A 23,459-nucleotide genomic window follows, 5' to 3' on the forward strand; every position below is an offset into this window, starting at 1 on the left:
CGAGCCACATGGACTATGAGGCCGTGACGGATTTCGACGCCGAGGAAGAGACGCTTTCGGCGCTGCCGCAGACCGGCGAACGCGAGGTCGAGACCACACTGCGCCCGCGCAAACTCGACGAGTTCATCGGCCAGCCGCGGGTACGCGAACAGCTCGAACTCGTACTGGAGAGCGCGCGCCGCCGCGGGGTCCCGCCGGACCACGTCCTGCTCTCCGGACCGCCCGGACTGGGCAAGACCAGTATGGCGATGATCGTCGCCGCCGAACTCAACGCCGCCATCCGGATCACCTCCGGCCCGGCGCTGGAACGCGCGGGCGACCTCGCCGCGATGCTGTCCAACCTGGCGCCCGGCGACGTGCTGTTCATCGACGAGATCCACCGCATCGCCCGCCCCGCCGAGGAAATGCTGTACCTCGCGATGGAGGATTTTCGCGTCGACGTCGTCGTCGGCAAGGGACCGGGTGCGACCAGCATCCCGCTGGAGATCGCGCCGTTCACGCTGGTCGGGGCCACGACGCGGTCCGGTTCGCTGACCGGTCCGCTGCGGGACCGGTTCGGTTTCACCGGTCAGATGGAGTTCTACACCGACAGCGAACTGGAACTCGTCGCGCGCCGCGCCGCCACGATTCTCGACGTCGACATCGACCGCGACGGCTGTGCGGAGATCGCCCGCCGATCCCGTGGCACCCCCCGGATCGCGAACCGGCTGCTGCGGCGGGTGCGCGACTACGCCGAGGTCCGGGCCGACGGCAAGGTCACGCGCAAGATCGCGCGTGCCGCACTGGAGGTCTACGACGTCGACGAACTCGGCCTCGACCGGCTCGACCGCGCGGTGCTGACGGCGCTCGTACGCTCCTTCGGCGGCGGTCCGGTCGGCGTGTCGACACTGGCCGTCGCGGTGGGGGAAGAACCGACCACCGTCGAAGAGGTGTGTGAGCCTTACCTGGTCCGCGCCGGTATGCTCGCCCGCACTCCTCGCGGCCGGGTCGCCACGGCGGCCGCTTGGGAACACCTCGGACTGACGGCTCCGGCCGGTGCCACGCGTGGCGAGCAGGGCGGACCGACCCTGTTCGACCAGGACTGACCGGACCGTGCACGCGGTACGGGGCCCGTGGTGGCGACGGGTGGTGGTGGGGTTTCCGCTGGCACCTGGCACACTCGGGTAGAGCACACCCCGCCAAATCGGACAAAACAGCGCACCGCGCGGCGTCCGCTCGAAATGGAGAATCATGAACCAGTTATTGCTGCCGCTGCTCCTGATGCTCGTTGTGGCGATTCCGCTCGTCATGGGCACCCGTAAGCAGAAGAAGGCGGCGGCAGCGCAGCAGGAGCTGCTCTCGAGCCTCGCTCCCGGTGACCGGGTGATGACCACCTCCGGTCTCTACGCGTCTGTCGCCGACGCCTCCGCCGACACCACGATCGACCTCGAGATCGCCCCCGGTGTCGTGACCACCTGGCTGCGCCAGGCCGTCCGCGAGAAGGTCGAGCCGGTCGTCGAGACCGACGAAGACAGCACCGATGTCGCGGACGTCGACGAGGTCGTCGAGGCCCCGGTCGTCGAGTCGAAGGACGACGAGCGCGTCGAGGAGAAGTCCGGCGCGCAGATCGCTCCTCCGCTGGAGCACGGCAAGAAGTAGCACCTGTAAGGCCATCCCCGACACCAGACTTTCGTAGGTGCGGGGGCAACGCCGGGCTCACGCAGCACCGAGTACTGTCTCGGTGCTGCGTGCGTGTCCGTCGTCATAGTCGTGCCCGTTCACCGGGCATCGTCATCGAGGCAGGTTCGCGGTACCACCGGACTCCCGTCCGGTGAGTGAACAGCCAAGTCCATTGGGGAACACCCAGTCCGTCCGAGGAGACCGAAGCACAGTGGCCGCACCGGCCGGGCATCTCCGCCCGGGACGCTATCTCGCCTTCTTCGCCCTGATCCTGGTGGCGCTGTACGCCCTGGTGTTCTTCACCGGTAGCGGCAAGCCGACGCCGAAGCTCGGCATCGATCTGCAAGGCGGCACGAGGGTTACGCTGACCGCCCGCAATCCCGACGGCGGCGACCCTCCGCGAGAGTCCCTCGAACAGGCCCGCTCGATCATCGAGCGCCGGGTCAACGGTATCGGCGTCAGCGGCACCGAGGTCGTCCTCGACGGCAGCAACGTCGTGATCACCGTCCCCGGCGAGCAGGGCGACCAGGCCAAGGCCCTTGGCAAGACCGCGAAGCTGGGCTTCCGGAAGGTCGTGACGTCGCAGCCGGTGACCCCGGTTCCGCAGCCGTCGGCCCCGCCCGCCTCGGGTGCGCCTTCGTCGACTCCGCCGCCCTCGGGCGCTCCGGCCGCGTCGAACGCTCCGCCGAGCAGCCCGGCCAACGGTGGCGGTGGCGCCGCCGGCGCGCCGGGGCAGCAGCCGGACGAGAACGCCGACGAGAAGACCAAGCGGGAGATCGAGGAGGCCCGGCAGCTCCGGCAGAACCCCGATCTGCTGTCGACGGACCAGGCGAAGCAGGCCGCTGCGGCCGAAAAGGCCTTCGCGGCGCTTAACTGTGACCCCAAGATCGCGGACCCGCTCGTCGGTAACGACCTCACCGACAAGCCGCTGGTCGCCTGCGGTGACAAGAACACGATGAAGTACCTGCTGGAGCCGGAGTTCCTCCCCGGAACGCAGATCTCCGACGCCTCCTCGGCCTACGACACCCAGAACTCCCAGTGGGTCGTCAACCTGAACTTCAAGAGCGAGGGTTCCCAGATCTGGGGCGACTTCACCTCGAAGAACACCCAGAAGCAGGCGGCGTTCGTCCTCGACACGCAGGTCGTTTCCGCGCCGACCATCCAGTCCGCGATCCTCGGTGGTCAGACGCAGATCACCGGCCGGTTCAGTCAGGCCGAGGCGAAGGACCTGGCGGATGTCCTGAAGTACGGTTCGCTGCCGCTGTCGTTCGAGTCTTCGGACGCGACGACGGTGTCCGCGACCCTGGGGCTCGCGTCGCTGCAGGCGGGCCTCATCGCCGGCGGTATCGGCCTGCTGGCCGTGTTCATCTACTGCATGTTCTATTACCGGCTGCTCGGCCTGCTGACGATCCTGTCGCTCGGCTTGTCGTTCGCGATCGTGTACGGCGTCCTGGTGCTGCTGGGGCGGTGGATCGGGTACACCCTCGACCTCGCGGGCGTGGCGGGCCTGATCATCGCGATCGGTATCACCGCGGACTCGTTCGTCATCTACTTCGAACGATTGAAGGACGAGATCCGCGAAGGCAGGACCTTCCGATCCGCGGTCCCGCGCGGCTGGTCCCGTGCCCAGCGCACGATTCTCGCGGCCGACGCGGTCAGCTTCCTCGCCGCGGCGGTCCTCTATCTGCTGGCCGTCGGTGATGTGAAGGGCTTCGCGTTCACTCTCGGCATGTCGACGGTCCTCGACCTCGTGGTCGTCTACCTCGTCACACATCCGCTGGTCGCGATGGTCTCCCGGTCGAAGTCGAAGTTCCTGTCCAACCCCAAGAACCTCGGCCTCGGCGCCGTGCAGCAGCTGGGTTCGGACCGCAAGGCCGCTCGCGCCGTCCCCGGCCGTCCGAACGCGAAGGAGGCGTGACCGTGGTCGACGAGAAGAACACCACCGAGAACAAACGCGAGAGCGTCTTCCACCGGATGTACGTGGGCAGCGGCGTGTTCAACGTCGTCGGCGTCCGCAAGCGCTGGTACCTCTTCTTCGGCGCGCTGGTGCTGGTGTGCATCGCGTCGATGGGGGTGAAGGGCTTCAACTTCGGCATCGACTTTGAAGGCGGCACCCAGATCCAGCTGCCCGCCAACGGCAAGAGCGGGCAGATCACCGAAGAGCGGGCCAAAGAGGTCTTCGCCTCCGCGCTGGGCAAGCCCGCCGACGAGGCGCAGAAGGTCGGCAGCGGGGTTTCGTCGACCATCCAGCTCCGTTCGGACACCTTGGACTCGGCCGAGGTCGCCAAGGTGAAGCAGGCGCTGTTCCAGGAACTCGGCCCGATCGGGTCCAGCGGGCAGCCGAGCGTCCAGGCCATCAGTGACAGCGCCGTGAGCGCGTCCTGGGGCGGGGAGATCTCCCGGCAGGCGCTGATCGCGCTCGGGGTCTTCCTGCTGGCGGTCACGCTGTTCCTGGCCTTGTACTTCGATCCCCGGATGGCGGCCGCGGCACTGGTCACCCTGCTGAACGACATCGTGGTGACGGCGGGTGTGTACTCGCTGATCGGCTTCGAGGTCACGCCGGCGACGGTGATCGGTCTGCTGACGATCCTCGGGTTCTCGCTGTACGACACGGTGGTCGTGTTCGACAAGGTCCGCGAGAACACGCGCGGCCTGCTCGGACTGACCCGCCGGACCTACGGCGAGGCGGCGAACCTGGCGCTGAACCAGACGCTGATGCGTTCGTTCAACACGTCCTTGATCGCGGCACTGCCGATCCTCGGCCTGCTGGTGATCGGCTACCTCCTGCTCGGCTCCGGCACCCTGCAGGAGCTCGCGCTGGTGCAGCTCACCGGAACCATCGTCGGTGTGCTGTCGTCGGTGGCCCTGGCGACGCCGCTGCTGGTCGACTTCAAGATGCGCGACCCGAAGTACCGTCAGCAGGCCGACAGGGTCGCTTCGCGGCGCGCGAACCAGGCCCGCAAGGCCGCCGATCGTGACGACGACTTCGACCCCGCCGACGAAGACGCGCTGGAAGCCGAACTCCGCAAGGAGAAGGCGTACGCCGCCGCGGCGAGCGTCCCGGCCCGGAACCAGAAGGCCCACAAGGGCCGTCCGTCCGGGAAGCGCAAGAGGTAGACCCGGTTTCAAGTGCTATGAAGGGGCCTTTCAGTGCAAATTTTGCACTGAAAGGCCCCTTCATAGCGACCGGTCACGAACATAGGCGAGTTCGAGAGCAAGGAAGTACATGGAGCTGGACGAGGCACTCGACCTGATCGCCGACGTGCCGGACTTCCCGGATCCCGGCGTGCTGTTCCGGGACCTGAGCCCGTTGTTCGCCGACGCCGCCGGCTTCAAGGCCGTCACCGACGCGCTGGCGGCCACCGTCGGCACGGACGTCGACCTGCTGGCGGGCGTCGAAGCACGCGGCTTCCTGCTGGCCGCCGCGGTCGGCTACTCGCGAGGCCTCGGCGTGGCGCTGATCCGCAAGCCCGGCAAGCTGCCCCGGGTGGCTGGCCGGGTCGATTACGCGCTGGAGTACGGCACGGCGGCCGTCGAGTTGCCCGAAGGGATCGTCAAGCCTGGCCAGCGTGTCGCGGTACTCGACGACGTGCTTGCCACCGGGGGCACCGTCGCGGCCACCTGTAAATTGCTGGAAGACGTGAAAGCGCAGGTCACCGGCGTGTCAGTGGTCATGGAACTCGCCGGGCTCGGTGGTCGTTCCGTGCTTGAAGGGCGTCCTGTGGAGGCCCTCCGGGTGTGTTGACCGGGCGTACCAAGTGGGCCGCGAGGGGGAGCGGCTACTCTTGACATCCGAAGGCCGCACGAAGCGCAGGAGGTGCGGGTGAGCCAAGAGCTCGATGCCGCGGTGTCCTCGAAGGACGGCACCGAGCAGAGCGGTGTGTCGCGACAAGGGGCCGCGCCGACGCCCTCCGCGACGCGCCGGGTCCGTGCCCGCCTCGCCCGCCGGATCACCGCACAGCGTGCCGCGCCGGTCAAGCAGGTACTCGAACCGCTCGCCGTCATCCACCGCGAGTTGCATCCCAACGCCGACCTTGCCCTGCTGCAGCGCGCTTACGACGTCGCCGAGGAGCTTCACCGCGATCAGCGGCGGAAGTCCGGCGACCCGTACATCACGCATCCGCTCGCGGTCGCGACGATTCTCGCCGAACTCGGCATGGACACCACGACGCTGGTCGCGGCACTGCTGCACGACACCGTCGAGGACACCGGTTACTCGCTGGAGAGCCTGAAGGCCGATTTCGGCGAGAAAGTCGGCGAGCTGGTCGACGGCGTCACCAAGCTGGACAAGGTCAAGCTCGGTACGGCGGCCGAGGCCGAGACCATCCGCAAGATGGTCATCGCGATGGCGCGTGACCCGCGCGTGCTGGTCATCAAGCTGTCCGACCGGCTGCACAACATGCGCACGATGCGCTTCCTGCCGCCGGAGAAGCAGGCCCGCAAGGCGCGCGAGACCCTGGAAGTCCTCGCCCCGCTGGCGCACCGGCTCGGCATGGCGACGGTCAAATGGGAGCTGGAGGACCTGGCCTTCGCCATCCTGCAGCCGAAGAAGTACGACGAGATCGTCCGGCTGGTCGCCGATCGGGCGCCTTCGCGCGACACGTACCTGCGGTCGGTGATCACCGAGCTGACCAGCAACCTGGAGGGCTCGCGGATCACCGCGAAGGTCGAGGGACGGCCGAAGCACTATTACTCGATCCACCAGAAGATGATCGTCCGCGGGCGCGACCTCGACGACATCCACGACCTGGTTGGCGTGCGGATCCTGGTCGAGGACGTCCGCGACTGCTACGCCGCGATGGGTGTCGTCCACGCGCTGTGGCAGCCGGTCCCGGGCCGGTTCAAGGACTACATCGCGCAGCCGCGGTTCGGCGTGTACCAGTCGTTGCACACCACGGTGATCGGGCCGGACGGCAAGCCGCTGGAAGTGCAGATCCGCACCTACGAGATGCACCGCACCGCCGAGTACGGCATCGCCGCGCACTGGCGGTACAAGGAGACCAAGGGCACCCACAACGGGAACGCCGTGGACGTCGACGAGATGGCGTGGATGCGCCAGCTCCTCGACTGGCAGCGGGAAGCCGCGGACCCCGGTGACTTCCTCGAATCGCTGCGCTACGAACTCGCCTCACGCGAGATCTTCGTGTTCACGCCCAAGGGTGACGTGATCACGCTGCCGGTCGAATCGACCCCGGTCGACTTCGCCTACGCCGTGCACACGGAGGTCGGGCACCGCTGCATCGGCGCCCGTGTCAACGGCAGGCTCGTCGCACTCGAGCGCAAGCTGGAAAACGGCGAGGTCATCGAGATCTTCACCTCGAAGGCCGAGACGGCGGGCCCGAGCCGCGACTGGCTGCAGTTCGCCGGTTCGCCCAAGGCACGCGCGAAGATCCGCCAGTGGTTCGCCAAGGAACGCCGCGACGAGGCGATCGAAGGCGGCAAGGAGGCCATCACCAAGGAGGTCCGCAAGGTCGGTCTCCCGATCCAGCGGCTGGTCTCCGCCGATTCGATGGGCGCGGTCGCCACCGAACTGCGGCATCCCGACATCAGCTCGCTGTACGCGGCCGTCGGCGAGGGCCACACCAGCGCGAAGCACGTGGTGCAGCGGCTGGTCGCCCTCATCGGCGGGGTCGACGAGGCGGAGGAGGAGCTCGCCGAGCGCGCGACCCCCTCCACGGTCACCCGCCGCCGCGGCTCGAACGACGTCGGCGTCGTGGTGAAGGGTGCCAGCGACGTCTGGGCCAAGCTCGCCCGCTGCTGCACGCCGGTGCCCGGCGACGAGATCCTCGGTTTCGTCACCCGCGGCGGCGGCGTCAGCGTGCACCGGACCGACTGCACCAACGCCGACGACCTGACAGCGCAACCCGAGCGGCTGGTCGAGGTCGAGTGGGCGCCGTCGGCCTCGTCGGTGTTCCTCGTCGCGATCCAGGTCGAGGCGCTGGACAGGCACCGCCTGCTTTCGGACGTCACCAAGGTCCTCGCGGACGAGAAGGTCAACATCCTGTCCGCGTCGGTGACGACCTCGCGTGACCGGGTCGCGGTCAGCCGGTTCTCCTTCGAGATGGGCGACCCGAAGCACCTCGGTCACGTGCTCAAGGTGGTCCGAGGCGTCGAGGGCGTTTACGACGTGTATCGGGTCACTTCGGCTTCGTGACCACGGGTGGGCCCCGGTTAGGGTTCAGGACATGACTGACGGGTTCGAGTTCACTCGCGACGGCGAGGTCGCGCGGCTGGCGTTCACCAGGCCGGAGAAGATGAACGCGATCACCTACGGGATGTGGTCGGCCATCCCGGACGTGGTGGCGCGGGTGGAGGCGGACCCGGGGATCAAGGTGCTCGTGCTGACCGGAGCGGGCGCGCATTTCTCGGCGGGCGCCGACATCAGCGAGTTCCGGGACCTGCGGTCCACCGCCGACGCGGCCGAGACCTACGACAAGGCCGTCGACGGGGCCGTGGCGGCGTTGACGGCGTCGCGAAAGCCGACCGTGGCGATGATCCAGGGGAACTGCATCGGCGGTGGCTGCCAGCTCTCGGTCGCGTGCGACTTCCGCTTCGCCGCCGAGGGTTCACGGTTCGGCATCACGCCGTCGAAACTCGGCATCGTCTACCACTTCGACTCGACGCGGCAGCTGGTTTCCCTGGTCGGCCCGGCGAACGCGAAGTACTTCCTGCTCTCGGGCGAACTCGTCGACGCGCGGCGGGCTCGGGAGATCGGGCTGCTCAACGACGTCTTTCCCGCCGAGGAGCTGGCGGCGTCGACGAGGAAATTCGTCGAGACGCTGGCTTCGCGTTCGCAGGCGTCGGTGCGCGGGATGAACCGGATCATCGAGAAGATCGTCGCGGGACAAGAGGAATCCGACGCCGAGGTGGACGAGATCCGGCTGGGCGCCTTGCACGGCGAGGACTACGCCGAGGGCGTGGCCGCGTTCCTCGCGCGACGGCCGCCGGAGTTCACCTACCGCTGACGTCACCGATGTCGTGATACGGCGGGTGAACGGGGTAGCGGGTCGTGAGTGGCGATTCGGGTTCTGACCCGAACCCTTTCTCGGGTACCTACTCGTGGCCTGCGGTCTTGTTTGCGTGAAGTCCGTGATGGCCTCCTTCCCTACCGTGAGAGTAGGGAAGGAGGCCATCACGGACCGGCCTGGCATCGGCGAACAGACCCATTCACAACCACGACACGCGGGGGTGGCGGGCAGGGCGAAGGCGTGACTCGCGTGCTCAGAGACGGGACTCGCGTGCCTGAATCCCGCCCTCGGGTGTTACGCCTCCAAGCACACGAGATCCGGCTCCGGGCACACGAGATCCGTCTCTGAGCACGCGAGTGCGGTGCCACGTCACCCAGGCCCCAATCCCGCCCGAACGCGCCCCGTTTACTTGCCCCTCAAGAGAACGTCCGACACTCGTTCGGCGGCAGCTATCCCTTGTGGACACTGAAGCCCGGCCTTCACGACCGGCGATCGAGTCAGATTTCGTCCCAGGGATTGCTCTCGTACGCCTCGGTCAGGATCCGGCGGGTCTCCGGTGCGAACGGCAGCGCGACGTCGTCCACTGACGCCACCGGCCAGCCGACCGACTCCGAATTGGTCAGGAACGTGGCGTCGAACCCCGGCAGGTCGGCCGGGCGAATCTCGCGGGTCTCCTGCGGGATCCCCGAGCGCGCCAAGCCGCGCCGCACCAGCTGCTGGGTGATGCCGTCGAGTACCGGCGCCTGCGGCCAGACCACCGTGCCGCCGTCGAGGAAACCGACGTTCCAGATCGACGCCTCGCTGACCCGGCCCTGGTGATCGACGAACAACGCGTCGTCGTAGCCCGCCATTTTCGCCTCGCGCGTGTGGTGGAGGAGGCCGAACGTGCCGACGTGCTTGACCTCCGGCAGTACCCGTTCGTAGCGCACGGACCGAAGGCGCAACGGCTTCAGGTCGTGCTCCTTCGGCGGGGCTGTCCGGACGAGGACGTCCGGCGCGGCGGGCGCGCCGGGATCGGATCAGTCCATCGCGCGCGAGAAGATGATCACCCGCACGGACAGCGCGGCTTCACCCTGGACGGCCTGCCGGACATGGCCGCGCACGGTGTCGGTGTCGAGTTCGCTGGCGAACATCCGCCGCGTGCTCGTCACGAGCCGGTTCAGGTGCACGTCCAGGCCGCGGACCTTGCCGTCGCGGACCTGCATCGCGGTGAAATGACCGTAACCGAACGCGCCCGCCAGGTCTTCCGACCGGGCGGGCGTGCCGTTGAGCTCCAGCTTCACGTCAGGCGTTGACCGTGACGCCGGTGAACTTGACTTCGGTGTTGGGCGGGCCGGTGCCGTCGCCGTTGCCGGCCTGGACGTTGGCGCCAGCCTTGGCGACCTTGTCGAGCACCTTCAGGCCCTCGTCGGAGATGCTGCCGAAGACCGAGTACTCCGCGGGCAGTTCGGCTTCGCCGTAGACCATGAAGAACTGGCTGCCACCGGAGTTCGGCTGCTGCGTCTTCGCCATCGCGAGGAGGCCGCGGCCGTACTTGATCTCGGGGAACGCCTCGTCCGGCATCGTGTAGCCCGGACCGCCCATGCCGCTGGCTTCGGGGTCACCGCACTGCAGCATCTGCAGACCGGTGGTGCCGAGCCGGTGGCACTTGGTGTCGTTGAAGTAACCCTGCTGCGAGAGGCTGATGAAGCTCTGCACGGCACACGGCGCGAGCGCCCGGTCCAACGTCAGCGGAATGTCGCCCGCGGTGCTCTTCAGCACGAGGTTGACGGTGCCGTTCGACGAGACGTCCTTGCCTTCGGGCTTGTTCACCTGCTTCGACGACTTCTTGGCGGCGTCGTCCTTGAAGTCACACGTCACCGGGTTCGCCAGCGGCGTCGCCCGCTTGGGCATCGGCGCGCGTTCCGTGGGGATGGTGACCTCGGGGGTCGGAGGAGCCGAGCTCGGGGAGGCGTCGGAGGCGGCGTCGTCACCACTGTTGCTGCTGACGATCCACCACACCGCGCCTGCCACGATCGCGACGACGCCGACGACCGCCACCGAGCCGACGATCTTGCGCCGCTTGGCCTTCTCGGCCCGTCGCACGATCTGTCGCTCGAGCTTGCGCTTCGCGGCTTCGCGGCGCTGCTGGTTGGTCGGCACCCGCCCTCCCCGTTTCCACTCGATGTTCACACGTCTGAGGTGGGGGAAGTCTATGGGCACAGCCTGTGAGACCCCCGTACAGGGGCCGCTAGGCTTACTTGATCGTGATCAGGGCCATCCTGTCACCCGTTCGGCGGAAGATTCGAGGAGGCGTTTCGTGCTGGTTGTCGGATTCCCGGCCGGCCCCCTCGAAGCCAACTGCTATCTGCTCGCCCCGGAGGGCGGCGGGGAGTGCGTCCTCGTCGATCCCGGCGAAGACATCGGCGAACCTCTTGAGGCCGCGCTGTCCGGACATGGGCTCACGCCGGTCGCGATGCTCGCCACCCACGGCCACCCGGATCACGTCGCTTCGGCGGCCGAGGTCGGCGCGCGCCACGGAATACCGCTGTATCTGCATGAGGCGGACAGGCCACTCCTGGCCGCGGACGCCGGGAAATGGAAGGACTGGATCGTGCCACTCGTCGAGGGCCCGCTCAGGCTGGCTGGACTGGAGATCACGGTGTCCCGTACACCGGGCCACACCGCCGGTTCGGTGATCTTCGGGCTGTCCTCCGCCAAGGGCGGCCGGATCGTGCTCACCGGCGACAGCCTCTTCGCCGGTTCGATCGGACGCTCCTCCGGCGACGGCGACGAACTCGTGCGGTCCCTCGGTGCCAAGGTGATGACGCTGCCCGACGACACCGTCGTCCTGCCGGGGCACGGCCCGGCCACCACGATCGGACAGGAGCGTGCGGGCAACCCGTTCCTGGCCGGGGCGGGATCGTGAGCGAGATGGCCGAGCAGGCCGGCGTACCGGAGACGCCCGAGCGTCTCCCGCTGTTCCACGACGACCCCAAGCTCCGCCGCCGGCGCGGCTGCTCCGGCATCGCCGGTGTCGTGATCTTCGCGGCCGCGTTCGGCGGGATCGCCGGGTTGATCGGCGGTGAGGTCGCGGGTCTCGTCGTCGCCGGGGTGATCGCGCTGCCGCTGCTCTACGTCATGTTCTACAACCTGCGCCGCCGTGTCTGGCTCGAAGGTGACACGCTCATCGTGCGGACCTGGGGCCTGCGGCGGATCGCGTTGACCGAGGCCGAGCGCATCGACCTGGTGATCAGTGACGTACGCGGTACCCGGACGGTCAGCCTGCTGGTCAACGCCGGCAAACGTCGCAAGGTGGCGAAGGTCGATTTGGCCGTCTACTCCGGTGCGGGCGGCAGGGAACTCGGCGTCTTTCAACTGCGCAGGCTGGCCAACGCGCTGTTGAACAACACCGACGCGAACGGCCTGGTGTTTTCGGAACTGTTGGTGGCACAGCTGAAGTCGGAGGCGCGGGGGGACGCGGCGGCGGAGCGGCCGCTCTACCGGCTGGCTTCGGCGGCGCCCGCGGGGAAGTACATCCAGCGGTTCACGATGGAAGCCGTCAGCCGGTTCGTGGCGACCTTGGAGTGAAAGCGGCGGAAATCGTCCGGTCTCGTGAGTGGTAATGACGGTTAGAACCGTCATTACCACTCACGAGGGTTGAAGCTCCTGTGACTCCCGCGAGGCGATCAACGCGGCCAGCACAGTGGTGACCGGGACCGCCGCGACGATGCCGACGCTCCCGGCCAGTGTCCGCACGATCTCCTGCGCGATCTCCTCCGCCCCGAGGATGGAGCCGAGTCCCACGCCCGAAAGCGACGTGTACAGCAGCACCGGCAACGCCGCGCCCGCGTACGCCATCACGAGCGTGTTGACCGCCGAACCGACGTGGTCACGCCCGATCCGCAGGCCCGCACCGTAGAGCTCACGCCAGCCGAGCGACGGGTTCGCGCGCCGCAATTCCCAGACCGCGCTCGTCTGCGTCACCGTGACGTCGTCCAGGACACCGAGCGCGCCGATCACGACCCCTGCCAGCAGCAGGCCACGCGCGTCGATCCCGTGTCCCAGCGAGCCGATCAGCTGCGACGTGCTGTCGTCCAGGCCGGTCAGCGACGCCGCGGCGGAGAAGATCGCCGACAGGACGCCGATCAGGATCAGGCTCACCAAGGTGCCCAGCACCGCCACCGAGGTTCTCGCGGACAACCCGTGTGTCAGGTACAGCGCGACGAACATGATCGCCCCCGCCCCCGCGATCGCCACCAGCAGCGGGCTTTCCCCGGCGAGGATCGATGGCAGGACGAACAGGGCCAGCACCAGGAAGCTCAGTCCCAGCGCGATCAGCGCGGCGAGCCCCTGCCAGCGGCCGAGCACGAGCACCGCGAGCGCGAACAGTCCGGCGAGCAAAAGCAAGGGCGTGCCGCGCTGGAAGTCGACGATCTGGAACGACGCCGGGTTCGCGGCGTCGCCGCCGTTGTAGGACAGCACCACCTTGTCGCCCGCGGTGAACCGGGGCGTACTCGGCTCGATCGGGAGGGTCAGCTTCAGCGACCTTCCGGCACCGGGACCGTCGGTCATCGTCAATTCGCTGGTGAGGCACGGTTTCGCGTCCGGTGACGGCTCGCCGACCTGGACCTGGCCTTCGGCGAGACACGGACCGGTGATCGTCGCGGTGATCGTGGCGTTCACCGGTGTTCCCTGTGGGAAGGCGCTTTTCGCCGGATCCTTGCCCCACGGATAGAGCAGGACCATCCCGGCGACGGTCGCGACCGCGAGCGGGATCAGCAGCCACATCAACAGCAGCCGGACCCGGCGTGACGCGGGCGCCGCCGGTCCGTGGCCGTGCGCATGCCCGTGACCGACCGGCGCGGGTTTCGGTTCGGCGGCGCGACGTCTGCCCGGTTCGCCCTGCCGTGGCCGCTCGGCCGGGGGACGCGGGCGCCGGACGCCTTCGGGTGGGCTCCGGCGCGGCGAACGGGACGTTCCGGGCGGACGACCGGACGGAGTGTCCGTAACCCGGCGAATCGGGCCGGTGTCGTCGTCGGAGAGGTCGCGGCGGTTCACCCGCACATCCTGCACAGCCCGTATCGACGGTCGCTCGCCGGGCCTAGCCGAACGCCTGTCGCAGATGGACCCGCCGATACGCGGACGGGGGAGTGTCGAAGTGGTCGAGGAAGGCCTGGCGAAGCGTCTCGGTGGAGCCGAAACCGCACCGCCTCGCGATCGACGTGAGCGGGAGTTCGGTGCCGCACAACAGTCTCGCCGCGTTCTCGGTCCTCGCCGCCCGGACGTACCGGCTGGGCGTGGTATTCAGATGCGCGTCGAACAGTCTGGTCAGCTGACGGGTGCTGATGCCCGCCCGTTCGGCGAGCACGGTGGTGCTGAGATCGCCGGCGAGGTGTTCGGCGACGTACGCGGTGATGTCGCGGACCAGCCGGTTCTCCGGCGGCGGGCCGGACAGGAACATGCTCACCTGTGCCTGATTGCCCGGCCGCTGCAGGTAGGTGACCAGCATGCGGGCGGTCTCCCTGGCGAGGCTGGGCCCGTGGTCCTCCTCGACGAACGCGAGGGTGAGGTCGATCCCGCTGGTGACGCCCGCCGCCGTGTAGACGTTGCCGTCGCGCACGAACAACGGGACGGGGTCCACGTTCACCTGCGGATAGTTCGTCGCGAGCCGGTTCGCGTACCGCCAATGGGTGGTGGCGCGGCGCCCGTTGAGCAACCCGCACGCGGCCAGCACCGTGGCGCCGGTGCACACCGAGGCGACGCGACGGCTGTGCTGCGCGAGCCTGCGGATGTGGGAGACGATCCGCGGGTCGGCGGCGGCGGTCTCGTGCCCGGTGCCGCCCGCGACGATCAGCGTGTCGAGTTCGCCGCTCACCTGGTCGAGCCGGTGCTGTGCCTGCAGGGTCAGGCCGGATTCGCAGCGGATGCCGCGGCCGTCCACGCTGGCGAGCATGATCTCGTATCCCGGCCGCCCGCCGAGTTTCGTCGCGGCGTCCAGGACGTCCGACGGACCGGCGATGTCGAGCAGCTCGGCATGGGTAAAACCGACGATCAACACTCGTCTGGGTGAACCCGGCATGATCGAACGCTAGCAGTATCACCTGGCCGTAGGACGTAGTTCGCAGGAATTCGGACATCCGGCTCACCTGGTTCCCTCGACTGCGACACCGTTGCCCCATGACAGAGGACAAGAAGATCATCGCGTTCGTGGTGTACCCGGGGATGACCCCGCTCGACATGGTCGGGCCGCTGACCGTGCTGGACGGGATGGCGAGCGCGGCGCAGGAGTACCGGACGGTCGTGGTCGGCGAGACGAAGGAGCCGGTCACCACCGACAACCCGCTGAAGCTCGTGGCGACCCACACCTACGACGAGGTCCCGTCGCCGTACGCGCTCCTCGTGCCCGGCGGCGCCGCGCCGACACTGAAGGCACTCGCCGACGAGAAGCTGATCGACTACGTGCGAAACGCCGCCGCGAACGCGGAACTGGTGACCTCGGTGTGCACTGGCTCGCTGCTGCTCGGACAGGCGGGTCTGCTGAAGGGCCGCCGGGCCGCGACGCACTGGATGTTCCGGGAGCTGCTGCGCGCGTTCGGTGCCGAGCCGGTCGCCGAACGCTGGGTCGAGGACGGGAACGTGATCACCGCCGCCGGGGTGTCGGCGGGGATCGACCTCGCACTGCACCTGGTCGAGCGGCTCGTCGGCGCCGAGATCGCGCGGACGATCCAGTTCGTCATCGAGTACGACCCGGAGCCGCCGCTCGGCGCCCTCGACTGGTCGAAGCGGCCGTACGGGGATCTCAAGCCGTTGCTCGAGCACACCTTGAACGAGGCACTCGCGGACGAGCCCACGTTGCGGGACAGGCTGCTCGCCCACACCGGAGGGTAGGGCGGCGGCCATCCGGGTGAGAAGGGGTAAATCAGCGACCGTGCCGGGTTAGATTCTGCCCACCCGTCCAGGTGATAGGTGCTTCGTGGAGTTCAAGGTGCTCGGCCCGCTCAGGGCCTCGGTCCCGCTGCCGTCGGCGGCTCAGCCCCGGTTGGTGCTCGGCGTGCTCTTGGCCAGGCCGAACGAGTTCGTCCACCGGAGCATCCTCGTGGACGAACTCTGGCCGCAGGGGCCACCGTCGAGTGCCGCCGCTGTCGTGCAGATGGCGGTTTCCAAGCTGCGCAAGGCGTTGTCACCCGGGTTGGCGGTGGACGACGCCCGGCAGCGGCTGCGGTCGGGCCGGGGCGGCTACCGGCTGACCGTGTCGGAAGGGGAGCTGGACGTCGCCGGTTTCACCGGCCTGACCGCGGCGGCCGCGACGGCGACCGGCGACGAGCGCAGGGCGCTGCTCGACCGGGCATTGGGATTGTGGCGCGGCAGGGCGTTCGCCGACGTCCCCGCCGGGCCGCTGCTGGAGGCGCACAAGCTGTGGCTGGAGGACCGGCGATGCTCGGTGCTCGGCAAACTCGTCGAGCTGGACCTGGCGGCCGGTGACCACAAAGCGGTCGCCGACCGCCTCGGGCCGGAACTGGCCGACCGGCCGGGCGACGAGCGCCTCGCCGGATGGCTGGCCGGGGCACTGGACGGACTCGGTCGCCGGGACGCGGCGCTCGCCGTCCTCGACCGGTGCCGTCACGCGCTCTGGGAGCACGCCGGAGTTTCGCCGGGAGAAGACCTGCTCGCGGTCCACCGTCGGATCGCCGGAACCGGTTGGTCGGCAGGTGGCCCGCCGTGCCGCCTGCCACCGCCGACCCCGGATTTCACCGGCCGGGCGGGTGAACTGGCGGAGCTGGGACGCGCGCTGCGCGGACCGGCACCGGTGGTGCTGCACGGCGCGGCGGGAGCGGGGAAGAGCGCGTTGGCCGTCCACGCCGCGTGGCGGGTGCGCAAACGGTTCCCGGACGGCCAGCTCGTCGCCGACCTGCGCGAAACCGGCGACGTGCTCGCCGGCCTCCTCCGCGCTCTCGGCCTTGCGGAAACGGAACTCCCGCCGGATCGGGCAGGGCTGATCTCCTTGTGGCAGAGCCATACCGCGGACCGGCGGTTGCTGGTGCTCCTCGAGAACGCGCGGTCCGAGGCCGAGGTCCGGCCGTTGCTGCCGAGTGGTCCCGGCTGCGCCACGATCGTCACGACACGGCGACGACTGGCCGGACTCGTCGGCGCCCGGCCGATCGAAGTCGGTGGACTGTCCTACGCGGAATCGCGGGTGCTGCTCGGCGCGATCCTCGGCGAGGACCGGCCGTCCGCCGAACCCGAAGCCGTCCGACGGCTGCTCGCCCGCTGCGACGGGCTCGCGCTGGCGGTGCGCGCGGCGGGAATGAAGCTGCTGCAGCGACCGAGGCTGAGTATCACCGAGTTCGCGACCCGGCTGGAAAACGAGCGCCTGCGCCTCGACGAACTCGTGGCCGGTGACCTCGCCGTCCGTCCGGTGCTCACCGAAGCCCTCGCGGAGCTGTCGCCACGGCAGCGGAATTCCTTGCGGTTGCTCGGTTTTCCCGGTGCCGTCGAGATCGCCGACTGGTTCGCGACCGCCCTGCTGGGCTGTTCCCCTCGCGAGGCGGCCGAGCGGCTCGACGAACTGGTGGACGATCATCTGCTCCACGCGGTACCCGATCAGGCGGGCTTCCTCCGGTTCCGGTTGCCGGGCCTGACCCGGCTCGCGCTCCGGGAACCGCCGGACCCGGACGCCCTCAAACGCGCGTTGACGGTCACCGCTGCCTTGGCCGAACACGCGGCCTCCGCGCTCGGTGCCGAGTACTCATCCGTCCGCAGGGTGGACGCGCCCGCTGCGGCGTTGGACCGCGTCGCGGCCGACCCGATCGGCTGGCGCGACGCGGAAATCGCGAACCTCGCCCTCGCTGCCCGGACCGCGAGCGACCACGGCTGGACCGACCTGACCGCGCGGCTGGCCGACGCCCACAGCGATCTCGTCGGCCCCCGGCGTGGCGGTTCACTGGCGTTGCTCGGGTTCGACATCGTGCGCGAACGCCTCGATCTCCCCGCGGAGGCGGGAAAACTGCTGAAGCTCGGCCATTCCCACTCGAACGCGGGTGACTTGGCACGGGCGCGGACGTGTTTCGCGCTGGCCGAGGCCAGATTCCGGGCCGCGGAGGATCGGCGGGGCACCGGGGCCGCGCTCGTCGCGCTCGCCGACGTCGACGCGGACTCCGGCCGTCTCCGATCAGCGGTCGACGCGTTGCGTGAGGCGCTGGACCTGTACCGGGACTGCGGTGACCTCGCCGGGCAGGCGATGGCGTCGGCGCAGTTCGGCTCGGTCTGGGACGACCTCGGTGACTTCGGGCGGGCGAAGGAGTGTTTCGAGGCGAGCCTGCTGCTCTCACTCCATTGCGAGGACGGGCGGCAGCACGACCGGTCCGCCAAACGCTACGCCGACGTCCTGCGCCGGAACGGTCGCCTCGACGAAGCCGGTGATCTGCTGACGAGTGCGCTGACCGGCACCCGGAGCTCGCGTGAACGTCATTGGGAGGCGCACGTTCTGCGCAGTCTCGGCGATCTCCACGCGAAGGCCGGGAACGCGGGGGAGAGCGAACGGTGTCTCTCTCGATCGCTGGAGCTTTTCGAACACGTCGGCCACCGGCACGCGGCCGCCTACACGCATCGGAGTTTCGGGGAATCCCTGCGTCTGGCCGGGGAAGCGGACCGGGCGGAGGAGCATCTGGGCCTCGCGATGCACACGTTCCGCGCGCTCGGTGACCGCCGGGGCGGCGGATACGCCTTGCTCAGCCTCGGCCGTCTGCGGGCGGACGAAGGTGTCGCGACCGAAGCCGCCGAAGGGCTCCGCACGGCGGCCGGGTTGTTCCGGCAACTGGGATTCCCGGTGTGGGAACTACGCGCGCTCCGGGATCTTTCCGCCGTCGACCGGGACGGGCGGCAGCGGGAACGGGCTCGTGAAGCCTTGACGAAGATCCGCTTCGGAGCGATGCCCGGCTAGCCCGTCAGGGGGTCACCGCCCGTCGCGTTTGGCGAAGTTATGGCGCCGATGTGTTGACTCGAGCCCGGGTGAGCGGACTTCGCGCCGTCCCGGATTCGCGGGACTGGGGGTGACGGCGCGTGCTCGTGGCCGGGTGACGCCTTCCGAGGGCAGAAGGCGTCACTCGGTTCGACGCCTAGCCGTCTACGTGCAGGATCACGTCCGCGTCGTCGAGCAGTACCTGGTCGAGCGGGAAGTAGCCCTGCTGCGGCGTGGGGTCGGTCCGGACGCGAGCGGGCGGGACCTCGGCGGCCGGGAGCAACCCCCAGCCGGTGGTGATGTGCTTCTGCAGGAACCCTTCGTAAGTGTCGGCCTCGGGAGCTTGAAGCCCCATGGCCGCGCTCCGGCCGAGGCTGCTCGCGACGAAGGTGTACCGATCCCCGAGCAGCGGCGAAACCAGCCCGCCGGCGGCCTCCGTCCCGGTGCGCCGGAGGTGGAGGTTGTGCGCGAACACCAGCGTCGCGCCACGACCGGCCTCGGCGGCGCGGATCTCCAGCAGGTTCCGGGCCATGATCGCGTCCCTGACGGTGGACAGGCGCTGATATCGCTCGCCCTGATCGAGGGGTTCGGCGCATTGCCGGTGATAGCGCAGCAGATCGATGCCCGCCATGAGGTGGAGTTCGGCGCGGGACCATGCGGCGTCCGGCTCACGGGCGCGCAGTGCGGCCAGCAGATCCGACGCGATCGCGCGCAGCCGGTAGGCCTCCGCCGTCGCACCCGGTGACTCGGCCGGATCCATCACCGCTTCCGTACGGCTCCAGCGTTCGTCGTCACCCGCCACACTCGCGATGTCCTGGGCCGAGCCCAGGTAGCCGGCGGCGTATTCGAGGTAGCGCCGCGGGCTGGGGGCGGAGAAGGTCTCCGTCTGCGTGTCGAAACCGTGGAACGACAGGCGTTCCTCGGGCGGCCGGTTCTCGTTGTACTCGCGCAGCCAAGCGATCAGCCGCCGGTTCGCTTCCAGGGCGCCGAAGTCATGGCTGAAGCCTTCGCTCATCGCGAGGTCGAGGTTCCCCGCGCCGTCTTGGACGAAGTCGTTCGCGATGAGCGCGGCCACGCGGTCGGTTTCGAGGGCGATGGAGCGGAAACCCCGGTCGACGAGCTGGGCGAACAGGTCGTTGCGGACCTCCGCGAAGACCGGGATCGCGTGCGTCGGCTCGCCCAGGCCGAGCAGGTCGCATGAGGGGGTCACGAAGTTTCGGATGTCTTGACTCATGAGGTTCAAGCGTATCGTTGATTCCTCGGTTGAGACTTTTCCGCAAAATTCCGGGGTTCGCGGGACGTAAAGTTTCGAATGGGGGGAGCGGGCTCCTTCGCTTCGGAAATCGCGCGAATCACCTAAAACGGGCACCGCGGTCACGGGAGTGTCCGTTATGGACAGTCAAGAGCGGGCGATCCCGCCCGGAATCGGCCGGAGCGTGGCCGACCCTGAGGTTGATCAACGGAGGATCGGGACACTGAACGCCCCCCGCTCCTCCATCGTCGAGCCCAACATCCGCTGAACCGGCACCCTCGCGCTGGCCAGGCGCGGAGAGAGCCCTGTCGGCGCCCGGAATCGCACTCTCTCGGCTTCGCCGGGACCCTGACCCTCAGGGTAGGGAAGGGTGCCCTCGCGAACTTCCGACTTGAGGCTGCGGGTGACCGGTAGGCGCAACCGTCAGTCCCGCCTTCGCAACAATTCCCCATTCCCGCGACTCGCCCCCATTCCTTTCGTGCGCTATAAACTTAAAAAACCCTTCGCACGCGAAGGCGCTTCGCTCGCGAAGCGGCGCTTCGCAGGAATGCGCGAGCGCAAGTTATCAGCAGTTGAGGTGAATTACCGCGTGGCAGTCACTGCGCGGCCGGAGTTCGGCTCTACTTTGGCCCGCATGGTTGAGAAGGATTCGACGGCGCGGACCCGGGAACTGGGCCACCGCATGAAGGCGTTCCGGCAGCGCAGGCACTTCAGCGGAGCCGACGTCAGCCGCCGTAACGGCTGGTTGCAAAGCAAGGTCACGAGGTGGGAGCAAGGGCTGCGGGAGCTGTCCGTGGTCGACGCGGCGCTGTATCTCGCGACCTGCGGCGAGGCGGAACCCGAACGCGAGCTGCTGCTGGAACTCACGCAGCCGGGCAACGACCTCTACTGGGTGCGGCCGTACTTCGACGAGCTCGTCGATCCGGTGAAATCCCTGATGATCCAAGAAAATCTCGCGCACACCATCGTGCGCTACGAGTCACTGACGCTGCCCGGGATGCTGCAGACCGAACCGTACGCCCGCACCACCTACGAGTTGATCGGCAACCGCGGCCAGGCGCAACTGGACCAGATCGTGAACGCCCGGATGGACCGGCAGAAGCTGCTTCAGCGGGATCGCCCGCCGCGGTGCCGGTTCTATGTCCACGAGCGCGCGCTGCGCTCGGTCATCGGCGGCCCGCGGATCATGCACGAGCAACTGCTGCACCTCGTCTTGTCGGCGAATCTGCCTTATTGTTCCATCCGCGTCGTGCCCGAAACGAACGAAGTGAGCAGAACAATCGAGAATTCGTTCGCCATCATGGAATTCACCGAGCATCCCGCGGTGGTGTACACGGATTCCTATGCGGCCGGAGTGTTCATCGACGACCGGGTGGCGGTCGAAGCGTACTATTCTCTTGTTGCGCGGCTGGAAAGCGATAGCCTGACCGAGGAGAAGTCGCGTCAAATGCTCGCCGAGTGGGCGGACCGGTACGACCGGATGGAGGAATGAGCAGATCGGGGTTTCCCGGCACCTCTTCCGGGGGTAATCCTTCGAGGTAGCCGAGGAGAAGGAGTTCGTGGTGGCGAAGACTCAAGGTGGTGCTCCGGTCGCCGAGGCGGAGATCGAGCGAAAGTACGACCTGGCGGCCGATCGGCCCATCCCGTCCCTGGTCCCGGCCGGTCCCGTCACGAACCAGGCCGAACCGAGGGTCGACGTCCTCGACGCCACGTACTTCGACACCGGCGACTTCCGGCTCGCGCAGGCGGGCATCACGCTGCGTCGCCGGCTGGGCGGAAGCGACGAAGGCTGGCACCTCAAGCTCCCGGTCAGCGAGGACAGGCGCGAGGAACTGCGTGTCCCGCTGTCGGGCAAGCCGGACAAGGTGCCCGGCGCGCTGGCGAAACTGGTCCGCGGGCACACCCTCGGCGCCAAACTCGTCCAAGCCGCGCATCTGCGCACCGAGCGCACGTCGTACGCCTTGCTCGACGCGGACGGTCGTGAGCTCGCGACACTGACCGACGACGTCGTCACCGGCGAGGCCGGTGGCGAGAAGGCGCACCTCGACCGCTGGCGGGAGATCGAGATCGAGCTTTCGCCCGGCGCCGACCCCGCGATACTCGACAGCCTGGATAGGGCTGTGGTGAAGGCGGGTGCGGAGCGGTCGAGGTGGCCGTCGAAGCTCCGGCGACTGACCGACGAGCTCGTCCCGTCGTCGGGGGGAGCGTCGGGTTCGGTGCTGGCGGACTACTTCTCCGAACAACTGGACGCGTTGCGTCGCAACGACATCGGGGTACGCCGGGACGTCGAGGACGCGGTGCACCAGATGCGGGTCGCGAGCAGGCGGCTGCGAAGCGCGCTGCGGACGTTCCGGCGTTCCCTCGACGCCGACGTCGCGAACGGGCTCGCCGCCGAACTCCGCTGGCTGGGTGGAGAGCTCGGGCCGGCGCGGGACAACGAGGTGATGGCCGAACGTCTGCACGACGAGGTCAAGGCGCTCCCGCCGGAACTGGTCCTCGGCAACGTCGAGCAGCTGATGACGCGGCACTTCGGGCGCGAGGCACAGGAGGCGCGGGCGCGGGCCATTCGGGCGCTCGACAGCAAGCGGTACCTGGATCTGTTGCGAGCACTGGAGAAACTCGCCGCGAAACCCCGGAAGATCAAGGACGGCAGGAAAGAACTCCGTAAGGCGGTGGCGCGCGCGGACCGGAAGCTGCGCGAGGCCGTCGCGGCGGCCGCCGACCTGGCGCCCGGTGCGGAGAAGGACACCGCGTTACACGAGGTGCGCAAGAAGGCCAAGCGTGCCCGGTACGCCGCGGACACGGTGCGGCCGGTGAGCGGCGGGAAACTTCGAGAATGGCGGGAGAACGTCAAGGCGGTGCAAAGCACGCTGGGTACGCACCATGACGTGGTGGTCACGCGAGACGTCCTGCGGCTGCTCGGACTCCGCGCCTACGCCGAAAGTGAGAACGCTTTCACGTACGGGTTGCTGCATGGCCGTTCGCTGGCCACGGCCGACGCCGCACACCGGCGTTTCGTCGCACAATGGCAAGAGGTACGTAAAGGCTCTCGCCCGAAATGGCTCAAATGAGCTAGCCCGGGTTGACCTCGCGCCGCCGCCGAGTACCGTCGATGGCACTTGGTGGTCTGGAGAGAGGCGCCCCCAATGTTGCCTGGCAAGCGTGTTCCCGGCGACCCGCCTCCCTTGGCCGTGACCAGTAGCCGCCGGCCGGACGGCGTCCTCGTCCTCACCGCGGTGGGGGAGATCGACGCGGCCACGGTCGGCCGGTTCCGCACCGAACTCAGCGGTGCGTGCGGCACGGCGACGCGGGTGATCCTCGACCTGTCCGGCGTCGGTTTCCTCAGCTGCGCCGGGTTGCACGCCCTCGAAGAGGCCAATGCCGCGTCGCCCCGGTTTTCGGTGATCGTGAAGACCACGCTGGTGTCGCGCATCCTGGACATCAGCGGGGTCGGCGCCGACCTCGACGTCCACCGAGACGTCGAAGACGTGCAGGTTTGAGGCCTGCTGGGTCAACCCCTCGTGAGTGGTAATGACGGTTAGAACTGGAGTTGCCCCCGGATGGCGGACACGGGGTTTTCACGCGGCTTGTTGGTGACTGTAGCTGGTTCGGGTTTCGTGGGGTGTGCGGTGGCCGACTG

The 23,459-nt window shown here is 68.6% G+C and carries 19 protein-coding genes and 1 pseudogene; 14 read left to right on the forward strand and 6 right to left on the reverse strand.

Going from position 1 to position 23,459, the window contains the following annotated elements; translation table 11 throughout:
• Positions 1–8: 8 nt before the first annotated feature.
• From ruvB to ACZ54P_RS40140, 7 genes are all read left to right on the forward strand, one after another.
• Positions 9–1,085, forward strand: a complete 1,077-nt coding sequence (gene ruvB / locus ACZ54P_RS40110; RefSeq protein ID WP_465466856.1) for a Holliday junction branch migration DNA helicase RuvB — start codon at positions 9–11, stop codon at positions 1,083–1,085.
• A gap of 145 nt (positions 1,086–1,230) precedes the next feature.
• Complete coding sequence (yajC, locus tag ACZ54P_RS40115) at positions 1,231–1,638, forward strand: preprotein translocase subunit YajC (RefSeq protein ID WP_465466857.1); 408 nt, start codon at positions 1,231–1,233, stop codon at positions 1,636–1,638.
• Positions 1,639–1,870: 232 nt separating this feature from the next.
• Complete coding sequence (secD, locus tag ACZ54P_RS40120; RefSeq protein ID WP_465466858.1) at positions 1,871–3,577, forward strand: protein translocase subunit SecD; 1,707 nt, start codon at positions 1,871–1,873, stop codon at positions 3,575–3,577.
• A gap of 56 nt (positions 3,578–3,633) precedes the next feature.
• Positions 3,634–4,776, forward strand: a complete 1,143-nt coding sequence (gene secF, locus ACZ54P_RS40125) for a protein translocase subunit SecF (protein WP_465466872.1) — start codon at positions 3,634–3,636, stop codon at positions 4,774–4,776.
• A gap of 109 nt (positions 4,777–4,885) precedes the next feature.
• Positions 4,886–5,404, forward strand: a complete 519-nt coding sequence (locus tag ACZ54P_RS40130; protein WP_465466859.1) for an adenine phosphoribosyltransferase — start codon at positions 4,886–4,888, stop codon at positions 5,402–5,404.
• Between the two features lie 102 nt (positions 5,405–5,506).
• Positions 5,507–7,813 carry a RelA/SpoT family protein gene (locus tag ACZ54P_RS40135; RefSeq protein ID WP_465466873.1) on the forward strand — a complete coding sequence of 769 codons (2,307 nt, stop codon included), beginning with the start codon at positions 5,507–5,509 and terminating at the stop codon, positions 7,811–7,813.
• Positions 7,814–7,844: 31 nt separating this feature from the next.
• Positions 7,845–8,624, forward strand: coding sequence for an enoyl-CoA hydratase/isomerase family protein (locus tag ACZ54P_RS40140; RefSeq protein ID WP_465466860.1), 780 nt, complete (start codon positions 7,845–7,847; stop codon positions 8,622–8,624).
• A gap of 500 nt (positions 8,625–9,124) precedes the next feature.
• Here ACZ54P_RS40140 and ACZ54P_RS40145 read toward each other — a convergent pair.
• The 3 genes and pseudogenes from ACZ54P_RS40145 to ACZ54P_RS40155 form a co-directional block, all read right to left on the reverse strand.
• Positions 9,125–9,631: pseudogene (locus ACZ54P_RS40145) on the reverse strand (aminotransferase class IV); the annotation flags it as partial.
• A gap of 15 nt (positions 9,632–9,646) precedes the next feature.
• On the reverse strand, positions 9,647–9,910 hold the full coding sequence (locus tag ACZ54P_RS40150) for an aminotransferase class IV (RefSeq protein ID WP_465466861.1): 264 nt from the start codon (positions 9,908–9,910) through the stop codon (positions 9,647–9,649).
• A 1-nt stretch (position 9,911) separates the two neighbouring features.
• Complete coding sequence (locus tag ACZ54P_RS40155; protein ID WP_465466862.1) at positions 9,912–10,769, reverse strand: peptidylprolyl isomerase; 858 nt, start codon at positions 10,767–10,769, stop codon at positions 9,912–9,914.
• Positions 10,770–10,926: 157 nt separating this feature from the next.
• Here ACZ54P_RS40155 and ACZ54P_RS40160 point away from each other — a divergent pair, with 157 nt between their 5' ends.
• Both ACZ54P_RS40160 and ACZ54P_RS40165 read left to right on the forward strand, forming a co-directional pair.
• On the forward strand, positions 10,927–11,535 hold the full coding sequence (locus ACZ54P_RS40160; protein ID WP_465466863.1) for an MBL fold metallo-hydrolase: 609 nt from the start codon (positions 10,927–10,929) through the stop codon (positions 11,533–11,535).
• 5 nt (positions 11,536–11,540) lie between these two features.
• The gene (locus tag ACZ54P_RS40165) at positions 11,541–12,197 is read left to right on the forward strand and encodes a hypothetical protein (protein ID WP_465466874.1); all 657 of its coding nucleotides are present in this window, start codon (positions 11,541–11,543) and stop codon (positions 12,195–12,197) included.
• A gap of 60 nt (positions 12,198–12,257) precedes the next feature.
• Here the strand turns inward: ACZ54P_RS40165 and ACZ54P_RS40170 are convergent, their stop codons facing one another.
• Positions 12,258–13,667: a YibE/F family protein gene (locus ACZ54P_RS40170; protein ID WP_465466864.1), complete on the reverse strand. Its 1,410-nt coding sequence runs from the start codon at positions 13,665–13,667 to the stop codon at positions 12,258–12,260.
• A 43-nt stretch (positions 13,668–13,710) separates the two neighbouring features.
• A complete protein-coding gene (locus ACZ54P_RS40175) occupies positions 13,711–14,688 on the reverse strand; it encodes a GlxA family transcriptional regulator (RefSeq protein ID WP_465466865.1) in 978 nt (325 codons plus the stop codon).
• 98 nt (positions 14,689–14,786) lie between these two features.
• Between ACZ54P_RS40175 and ACZ54P_RS40180 the strand changes: the two genes are divergently transcribed.
• Positions 14,787–15,497 (forward strand): DJ-1/PfpI family protein, encoded by a 711-nt coding sequence (locus ACZ54P_RS40180; protein WP_465466866.1) that lies wholly within the window; start codon positions 14,787–14,789, stop codon positions 15,495–15,497.
• An 85-nt stretch (positions 15,498–15,582) separates the two neighbouring features.
• Entirely contained in the window at positions 15,583–18,549 is a 2,967-nt protein-coding gene (locus ACZ54P_RS40185) for an AfsR/SARP family transcriptional regulator (protein WP_465466867.1), read from the forward strand.
• Positions 18,550–18,724: 175 nt separating this feature from the next.
• On the opposite strand, the gene ACZ54P_RS40190 is transcribed toward ACZ54P_RS40185, so the two are convergent.
• Complete coding sequence (locus tag ACZ54P_RS40190) at positions 18,725–19,801, reverse strand: erythromycin esterase family protein (protein ID WP_465466868.1); 1,077 nt, start codon at positions 19,799–19,801, stop codon at positions 18,725–18,727.
• 496 nt (positions 19,802–20,297) lie between these two features.
• Here ACZ54P_RS40190 and ACZ54P_RS40195 point away from each other — a divergent pair, with 496 nt between their 5' ends.
• From ACZ54P_RS40195 to ACZ54P_RS40205, 3 genes are all read left to right on the forward strand, one after another.
• A complete protein-coding gene (locus ACZ54P_RS40195) occupies positions 20,298–21,311 on the forward strand; it encodes a helix-turn-helix domain-containing protein (RefSeq protein WP_465466869.1) in 1,014 nt (337 codons plus the stop codon).
• Between the two features lie 70 nt (positions 21,312–21,381).
• The gene (locus ACZ54P_RS40200; protein WP_465466870.1) at positions 21,382–22,890 is read left to right on the forward strand and encodes a CYTH and CHAD domain-containing protein; all 1,509 of its coding nucleotides are present in this window, start codon (positions 21,382–21,384) and stop codon (positions 22,888–22,890) included.
• A 120-nt stretch (positions 22,891–23,010) separates the two neighbouring features.
• Entirely contained in the window at positions 23,011–23,319 is a 309-nt protein-coding gene (locus tag ACZ54P_RS40205) for an STAS domain-containing protein (protein WP_465466871.1), read from the forward strand.
• Positions 23,320–23,459 lie beyond the last annotated feature (140 nt).

It is taken from the genome of Amycolatopsis sp. NPDC034160 (genome assembly GCF_055575355.1).